The following is an 873-nucleotide window of genomic DNA, read 5'->3' as shown; positions in this document are numbered from 1 at the left end:
AGCCGTAGCGGTAACGCTGCTGCTGGGGTCGAGTTTTGCCCCAGTGAGTTCCGCGCAGGAGATAAATCCGTTGTCAGGATTAAGGACAACTGGGCAGAATTGGATAGCTCAGAATAGTAGCACTCAAGAGGGCGATCGGTTGTTGCAAGAAGGAGTGCAACTCTTTCGGCAAGGAACCGCAGAATCGTTGCGAGAAGCCCTGCAAAAGTTGGACGCCGCACGCCAAGCGTATCGCGCCGCAGGGAATGCAGCAGGTGAAGCAGCCGCCCTGGTAGGAATGGGTCGCATTTCCGATTTACTTGGAGACAAGCAAACGGCGCTAGACTACTACAACCAATCCTTGCCCCTGACACGGGAAGTGGGGCATAAGGCAGGGGAAGCAACTACCCTCAACAATATTGGCCGGGTTTACCACGACCTGGGAGACCAGCAAACGGCCCTAGACTACTACAACCAATCTTTGCCCCTGTTCCAGCAAGTGGGGGATAAGGCAGGGGAAGCAACTACCCTCAACAATATTGGCGGGGTTTACGACGCCCTGGGAGACAAGCAAACGGCCCTAGACTACTTCAACCAATCCTTGCCCCTGAGACGGGAAGTGGGGGATAAGGCAGGGGAAGCAACTACCCTCAACAATATTGGCGGGGTTTACTCCGACCTGGGAGACAAGCAAACGGCCCTAGACTACTTGAACCAATCCTTGCCCCTGTTCCAGCAAGTGGGGCATAAGGCAGGGGAAGCAACTACCCTCTCCAATATTGGCCAGGTTTACTCCGACCTGGGAGACCAGCAAACCGCCCTAGACTACTACAACCAATCCTTGCCCCTGTCTCGGCAAGTGGGGGATAAGGCACAGGAAGCAACTACCCTCAA

Annotated in this window: 1 protein-coding gene; it reads left to right on the top strand. The window is 55.0% G+C overall.

What is annotated here, in order from left to right; genetic code table 11:
• Positions 1-61: 61 nt before the first annotated feature.
• The coding region (locus AC0QH1_RS26405) for a tetratricopeptide repeat protein (RefSeq protein WP_324634439.1) at positions 62-873 on the top strand (812 nt) is incomplete at its 3' end.

This window comes from Phormidium sp. CCY1219 (genome assembly GCF_055795085.1).
Note: the sequence above shows the minus strand (reverse complement) of the source record. Positions and strands in the feature narration are given on the sequence as shown.